Here is a 6,437-nt window from a genome sequence, read left to right on the forward strand (position 1 = left end):
TTCTCCGCATAAGCCGTGAAGAGAACGCGCATGTCGTCCTACCCGTTCCTGACGGGCCCCAGCGCCTGGGCGCTCAGGTAGTCGACCGCGTCGACGAAGGTGTAGGGCTGCATGAAGCCGCCCGCGCGCACGTCGCGGTAGAGCCGCGCCAGGGGGTGGGAGGCCACGAAGGAGGCACCGCCGATCAGGGTCTGGGCGTCGAAGACGATGGAGGGCGCCATCTGGTTCACCATCATCTTCGCGCACTGGAACGGCGTCATCATCGCGGGGCCGCGCTTCTGCGGGTCGCTCGTGTCGTCGTAGGAGAGCCGGTCGGACGTGGCCAGCGCGGCCGCGACCGCCGCCCTCATCGTGAAGAGCCTGGCGTCCATCCCGGCCACCAGCGTGCGGGCCGCGGCCGCGTCGGCCGTTCCCTTGCGCAGGATGGCCGAGACGGCGATCTCGCGCGCCGACTGGGCGATGCCCGTGTAGATGCCGAGCATGGTGACGGAGCTCACCGTCTGGCCCGCGAGCATGGCGAGGTCCTGCTCGCCGGCGGGGCCGCGCAGCACCACGTCCTCGGGGGCGATGCGACAGTCCTCGAACAGGATGTCCACGGTGCCCGAGGCCCGCATGCCGAGGCCGTCCCAGTTGTCCAGCACGGTCAGGCCCGGGGTGTCCCGGGTGAGGACCGCCATCGCGGACAGGGGGCGCTCCCCGGGGACGCGCGTCTGCGCGTACACCGCGAAGTCGGTGGCGATGGGCGCCAGGCTCACCAGCGTCTTGCCGCCCGACAGCAGCCAGCCGCCGTCGTCGGCCGGCGTCAGGGTGGTGGGGCGCCGGTCGCGCGGGATGTCCTTGACGCCGGTGGGGACCACGGACTCGCCCGAGCCCATGCCGCGCAGCAGCCGCTCGGCCAGCGCCCGCGCGTGGGCGGGACCGGTCCGCCACTCGTAGGTCAGCGTCAGCGCCCGGCTGAGCTGCATGTGCAGGGCGAGCGCCGTGGAGGCGTCGGCCTCGGCGACCTTCAGCAGCGCCAGGGAGACGTCGTGCAGGCGGTCGACGCCCAGCCCCCCGAGGACGGAGGGCACGGTGGCACCGAGGACGCCGTCCTTGCGCAGGCCCTCGAAGACCTCGCGGGGGAACGTCCCGTTCCTGTCGTTGCCCGGGGCGGCCTCGGCGATGGCCGGCCGGTGCGTCTCGATGAGGCGGAGCAGCTCGCGACCCTCGGGTGTGATCGGTTCGAGGAGCTCTCCGTGCATCGCGGCGTCCTCGGTGTGCACTGTCATCGGCCTATCCCGCTTCCCCTCGTTCGCACGTCGGCCCACTGCCGCCGCGTGCACCGTAAACGACTTTTCCGCGACCCGCCGAAGAAATCAACCGGCAAATTATCCACGCCCTCGAAAAAGACCATTCGCATGGCAGCGGAACCGCCTGACAATAACTTGACCCCTCGATCACCCGGAACTAGCATCTGTCCCGCTGGCGAGACGGTCCGCCGCTTTCAGGCTGCGGACGACGGCCGCCCGGCCGGCTCGAATAAGCCTCCAGGTAATCCCATTCAGCCGCGACGCCGAGTTGAAGGTGGAAGAACGTGCTCTTTCCCCATACCAAGACCAGAAGGACGCTGCTGCGCCACGCCAACCCACCGGAGGGCCTCACGGTGCACGACCTCCTGGTCAAGGCAGGGCTGAACGACCTGCCCTCGGCCGAGGTCTTCGCCGCCCTGCACACCAGGGAGGTGTCCGCGCAGTTCATGGTAGAGCGCCAGGACACCGAGCAGGTCGTGGGGTACGTCTCCTTCCACCACCTGGACCTGTCGGGCCGTCACGTGCGGGCGAGCTTCTTCACCGACCCCGTCGCCGCGGGCACCGGGGTGGGCGCGGAGGTCATGCTCCTGACGGTCAACTACGCCTTCGCGATGTGGAACGTCAGGAAGGTCTATTTCTGGACCTCCGAGCCGAATTTCCAGATTCTTCACACGAGCTTCGACACCGATCACAAAGAGGCGACCCTTCCCGAGCACCTTTACGACCGGGGCGAGCTGCGGGACGTGCATATCTATGCCGTCTACCGCGAGTATTGGGAGGAGCACGGCGCCGATCTCCTCAATAAGCTCGTGCAGACCCCGCTCGAACGCCGGAACGCGGCGTCCGCCGATTCCACCGAGACGCCGTCAGGAGAGAAGCTTTGACCGAGATGTTCGTTTCCGAGCAGAAGAAGGACGTACGCGAGCGGATCGAGCGTGAGGCGCTGCGGATCGTGCTGTTCAGCTCCAACGAGCTGGCCATCCCCGAGCTCACCGACCTGGGTGAGATCACCGAACCCAGCGATCTCGGCAACCTCGACTCCTTCTCCATCATCCTCCTGATCCTCGCCCTGGAGGACGCCTACGGCGTCCCGCTCCTGGACGACATGGCGGGCTTCGGCGGCAAGAACTTCGACGACCTGGCGGACTTCGTGGTCGAGCGCCTTCCCCAGGGCGCCGGCGACCAGGCATAGCGGCGGCGCGCGGCTCGGCACCGGTGATCGGGGAGAACGACGCCGCCCGGCGGCCGGGCCTCTCCCCGGCCGTCTAGATGGCGTCTAGAACTCTCCCCTGGTCTCTAGGGCAAACTCTCAGCCATCGACGGATCCGTCGAGGCGAAAGGGTGTGACAGACGTGACGACAGACGTGAACGGTTACCCGAGTCTTGCGACCACACATCACGGACAGACCAGACCCGCCCACAACACGCGGATGGCGCTGGACGCACCGGGAATGACCAGGAGAACCGCGCTCTCCCTCCCACCGAACATGTCGCTGACCGCCTGGAGCCGCCTGGGCCGGCAGATCTTCATCATCTCCGACTCGTCCGCCTGGTGGCTGGGGGACTGGCTGATCTACGGCCAGGCCCAGTACCCCGACCGTTACAAGCGGGCGATCGCCGAGACCTCCCTGGACTACCAGACCCTGCGGAACTACGCGTGGGTGGCCCGGCAGTTCAGCCTGTCCCGGCGCCGGGAGAAGCTGAGCTTCCAGCACCACGCGGAGGTGGCCAGCCTGCCCGAGCCCGAGCAGGACATCTGGCTCAACCGCGCCGAGAAGGGGGCCTGGTCCCGCAACGAGCTGCGCCGGCGCATCAAGGCGGAGCGCAACGGCGGGATCACCGACGAGATCACCCACATCCAGATGAACGTCATCGCCGAGCAGAAGAAGCGCTGGCAGGAGGCCGCGGAGAGCACCGAGCAGGACCTGCTCGTGTGGATGGTCTCCAACCTGGACCGGGCGGCGCTGGCGGCCCTGGAGGCCAGGGAGGCCGCCGCCCGGTCGGACGCCCTGCCCCAGTCCGCCTGATCCCCCCGGGCCCCACGAGGGCCCGCCCACCGGACGGAGAAGACAGCTTGAGCCCCGATCGCGGCGAGCCCTTCGAGGACGTCATCGAGACCGCCGTCACCACCGTCCGGGGATCGGAACACCTCCGCCTCCGCTACCTGCCCGACAGTGTCCGCCTGCACGCCCGGACGGCCGGCTCCTCCCCCGCGATCACCTTCGTCGAGTACGGGATGCGCCGGGACACCGGCCGCCGGGAGAAGAGCGCCCGGACGATGGACTACGCCGAGCTGGACGAGCGGGTCCGCGCGGTCGCGGCCCTCCTGCAGCGGCGGTGCGAGCCCGGCGACCGGGTGGCGGTGCTCTGCCCGCACGAGCCCGGCTACGTCGTGGCCTTCCTGGCCTGCCTGTACGCCGGTCTCGTCGCGGTGCCGCTGTACGCGCCCGAGGCGCTGCGCAGCAACGAGCGGCTGCTGTCGGTGATGGAGGACTGCGCGCCGCGGTGTGTGCTCACCACCTCCGCGGTGCGCTCCTCCGTGGAGCGGCTGCTGGACGGCCTCGGTGACGCCGGGGGGGCGGAAGGCGCGCCCCTCCCCGTGGTCTGCGTCGACGAGGTCCCCTCCGACGAGGCCGCGCACTGGCGCAGGCCGCGCATGGCGCCGGGCGACGTGGCGTACCTGCAGTACACGTCGGGCTCGACCGGCGCCCCGGCGGGCGTGCGCGTCACGCACCTGAACCTGGCCGTCACCAACCACCAGATCAGGGCGCACTGGCCGTCCTCGGTGATCGCTTCGTGGGTGCCGTTCTTCCACGACTTCGGCCTCGTGTGCGGGATCGTCAACCCGCTGGAGGCGGGCGGGCACTCGGTCAACCTCAGCCCGATGGCCTTCGTGCAGGACCCCTACCGCTGGCTCCGGATGATCTCCGACTACCGGGCCGACTGGAGCATCACGCCGAGCTCCAGCCTGGTGCAGTGCGTGCGCCGGGTGACCGGGGAGCGCAGGAGCGAGCTCGACCTGAGCTCGCTGCGGCTGCTGACGATCGCCGCGGAGCCGGTGTACGCCGAGTCCACCGAGGCGTTCACCTCCGCGTTCGCGGCCGGCGGCCTGTCGCCCACCGCCCCCTCCCCCTGCTACGGGCTGGCCGAGGCGACCCTTCCGGTCAGCGCTCCGCCCGTGGGCGAGGGCATGACCGACCGGAGCTTCGACCGCGACGCCCTGGCCGCCGGCGTGGCCCGCGAGCTGCCGCCCGGCAGCCCGAACACGGTGCGCATCGTCTCCTGCGGGACGCCCAGCCTGGGGGTGTCGGTGCGGATCCGTCACCGGGAGGACGTGAGCGCGCTGCCGGACGGCCGGATCGGCGAGATCTGGGTGAGCGGCCCCAACGTGGCGGACGGCTACTGGAACCGGCCCGAACGGTCGGCCGCCGTCTTCGCCAAGCACCTCGCCGAGGCCGACGGGGACCTGCTCCCCGGCCCCTGGCTGCGCACGGGCGACCTCGGCTTCCTGCTGGACGGGCGCGTGCACGTGGTCGGCAGGGCCAAGGACATGATCATCATCCGTGGCCGGAACCACTACCCCGACGACATCGAGACGACCGTGCAGGCCGCGCGGGACACCGCCGCCAGAGCCGTCTCCGGCGCCGCCGCCACGAGCGCCGCCGCCGTCGCCTCCGAGGGGTCGGCCGCCGCGTTCTCCGCCGAGATCGACGGTGAGGAGCGGCTCGTCGTCCTCGTCGAGGCCGATCCCGCGCTCCTGGCGGCCGACGGGCCCGACCGGGAGGTGGTCCTGCGCGCCCTGCGCCAGGAGATCACCCGCCATCACGGCCTGGCCGCGCACGACCTCGTCCTCGTACGGCGCGGCACCCTGCCGCGGACGACCAGTGGGAAGATCCGCCGTGGTGCCTGCCGCGAGCAGTACCTCCGCGGGGAACTCGCCCACTGAGCCGAAGTGGCTTCCCTTCCGGAGGTGATGTATGACCAAGCCCCTTTACGTCTGGGACTATCTGCAGGAGTACGAGACCGAGCGGGAGGACATCCTCGACGCGGTGGACACCGTGTTCCGCTCGGGCCAGCTCGTGCTCGGCCGGGCCGTGCGGGACTTCGAGGCGGCCTTCGCCGCCTACCACGGCGTCCCCCACTGCGTGGGTGTGGACAACGGCACCAACGCGATCGTGCTGGGCCTGCAGGCGCTGGGCGTCGGCCCGGGCGACGAGGTGATCACCGTGTCGAACACGGCGGCGCCCACGGTCCTGGCCATCGACGCCACCGGCGCCGTCCCGGTCTTCGTCGACGTGCACGAGGACACCTACCTCATGGACGTCGCGCAGGTGGAGGCGGCGATCACCGAGCGGACCCGCTGCCTGCTGCCGGTCCACCTGTACGGCCAGTGCGTCGACATGGAGCCGCTGCGGGAGATCGCCGCCCGGCACGACCTGGTGATCCTGGAGGACTGCGCGCAGGCGCACGCGGCCCGCCACCACGGCCGGATCGCGGGCTCGATGGGCCAGGCCGCCGCGTTCTCCTTCTACCCGACCAAGGTGCTCGGGACGTACGGCGACGGCGGGGCGACGATCACCTCCGACCCGGAGGTGGACGCGTCGCTGCGGCAGCTTCGTTACTACGGCATGAGGGAGCGCTACTACGTCGAGCGCACCCCGGGGCACAACAGCCGGCTGGACGAGGTGCACGCCGAGATCCTGCTCCGCAAGCTGACCCGGCTGGACGGGTACGTCGCGGCCCGCAGGGCCGTGGCCGCGCGCTACGCCGAGGCGCTCGCCGGCACCGACGTCGTCGTGCCCGCGGTCGCCCCCGGCAACGAGCACTCGTACTACGTCTACGTGGTGCGCCATCCGCGGCGTGACGACATCATCGAGGCGCTCAAGGCCTACGGGGTGTCGCTCAACATCAGCTACCCGTGGCCGGTGCACACGATGTCGGGATTCGCGAAGCTCGGGTACGCCACCGGGAGCCTGCCGGTCACCGAGGCGGTGGCCAAGGAGATCTTCTCGCTGCCGATGTACCCGTCGCTGGCCGGGAGCGACCAGGCGATGGTGATCGAGTCGCTGCTCAAGGTGCTGGCGGCCCTGTGACGGGACGGAGGGAGGGCGAGCCCATGCGGGTGCTGTTCGTCAGCCACGCCGAGAG

General features: G+C 70.5%; 6 protein-coding genes. 5 read left to right on the forward strand and 1 reads right to left on the reverse strand.

The window, feature by feature from the left end; translation table 11 throughout:
• Positions 1-38: 38 nt before the first annotated feature.
• Entirely contained in the window at positions 39-1,268 is a 1,230-nt protein-coding gene (locus AB0G16_RS38055) for an acyl-CoA dehydrogenase family protein (protein WP_362815777.1), read from the reverse strand.
• 305 nt (positions 1,269-1,573) lie between these two features.
• On the opposite strand from AB0G16_RS38055, the gene AB0G16_RS38060 reads away from it, so the two are divergent.
• The 5 genes from AB0G16_RS38060 to AB0G16_RS38080 all read left to right on the forward strand — a co-directional run bounded on the left by AB0G16_RS38060 (position 1,574) and on the right by AB0G16_RS38080 (position 6,382).
• Positions 1,574-2,173 (forward strand): GNAT family protein, encoded by a 600-nt coding sequence (locus AB0G16_RS38060; protein WP_362815779.1) that lies wholly within the window; start codon positions 1,574-1,576, stop codon positions 2,171-2,173.
• Positions 2,170-2,481, forward strand: coding sequence for a hypothetical protein (locus AB0G16_RS38065; RefSeq protein ID WP_362815781.1), 312 nt, complete (start codon positions 2,170-2,172; stop codon positions 2,479-2,481). The genes AB0G16_RS38060 and AB0G16_RS38065 overlap by 4 nt, the downstream gene beginning before the upstream one ends.
• Before the next feature lie 259 nt (positions 2,482-2,740).
• A complete protein-coding gene (locus AB0G16_RS38070) occupies positions 2,741-3,316 on the forward strand; it encodes an LmbU family transcriptional regulator (protein ID WP_362815783.1) in 576 nt (191 codons plus the stop codon).
• A 47-nt stretch (positions 3,317-3,363) separates the two neighbouring features.
• Positions 3,364-5,235 (forward strand): fatty acyl-AMP ligase, encoded by a 1,872-nt coding sequence (locus tag AB0G16_RS38075; protein ID WP_362815785.1) that lies wholly within the window; start codon positions 3,364-3,366, stop codon positions 5,233-5,235.
• Positions 5,236-5,266: 31 nt separating this feature from the next.
• Positions 5,267-6,382 (forward strand): DegT/DnrJ/EryC1/StrS family aminotransferase, encoded by a 1,116-nt coding sequence (locus AB0G16_RS38080; RefSeq protein ID WP_362815787.1) that lies wholly within the window; start codon positions 5,267-5,269, stop codon positions 6,380-6,382.
• The last annotated feature ends 55 nt before the right edge of the window (positions 6,383-6,437 follow it).

This window comes from Streptosporangium sp. NPDC023615, from assembly GCF_040640155.1.
In the GTDB taxonomy this organism is placed as follows: Bacteria; Actinomycetota; Actinomycetes; order Streptosporangiales; family Streptosporangiaceae; genus Streptosporangium.

Excerpts from the sequence above, each read along its gene's own strand:
- AB0G16_RS38055 (WP_362815777.1), bottom strand. The coding sequence starts at position 1,268 with ATGACAGTGCACACCGAGGACGCCGCGATGCACGGAGAGCTCCTCGAA.
- AB0G16_RS38070 (WP_362815783.1), top strand. The coding sequence starts at position 2,741 with ATGACCAGGAGAACCGCGCTCTCCCTCCCACCGAACATGTCGCTGACC.
- AB0G16_RS38080 (WP_362815787.1), top strand. The coding sequence starts at position 5,267 with ATGACCAAGCCCCTTTACGTCTGGGACTATCTGCAGGAGTACGAGACC.